Source organism: Mesorhizobium sp. M1A.T.Ca.IN.004.03.1.1 (genome assembly GCF_003997555.1).
Taxonomy (GTDB): domain Bacteria; phylum Pseudomonadota; class Alphaproteobacteria; order Rhizobiales; family Rhizobiaceae; genus Mesorhizobium.
In genome coordinates, this window is sequence record NZ_RZTV01001151.1 from 1 (window position 1) to 233 (window position 233).

At 57.9% G+C, this 233-nt stretch carries 1 protein-coding gene; it reads right to left on the reverse strand.

Features of this window, described 5'->3' with window-relative positions; genetic code table 11:
• Positions 1-20: 20 nt before the first annotated feature.
• Positions 21-233 (reverse strand): hypothetical protein (locus EOD29_RS35290; RefSeq protein WP_206520635.1); only part of this gene is annotated, 213 nt, incomplete at its 5' end.

Consider the following 233-nt stretch of genomic DNA (forward strand, 5'->3'; position numbering starts at 1 on the left):
CGAGCGTCCGCAAGACGGCCTCAAAATGTCGAGAAAGTCGGCGTATTCGGTTGTTTGTCGCTGTATTTCCCGCTCATGCGCGGAATCCCCGCTCCCAGTGGTGAGCGCAGCGGCTTGACCAGAGCCGCCATTTTGGTATGACCAGATTTGGGAAGTGATAAGCGCGGACGCCGCAACGCAGTGGCGAAGTGCCAAGGGGGAGAGATGAAGATCGGCATGTGCATGTTCCTCTG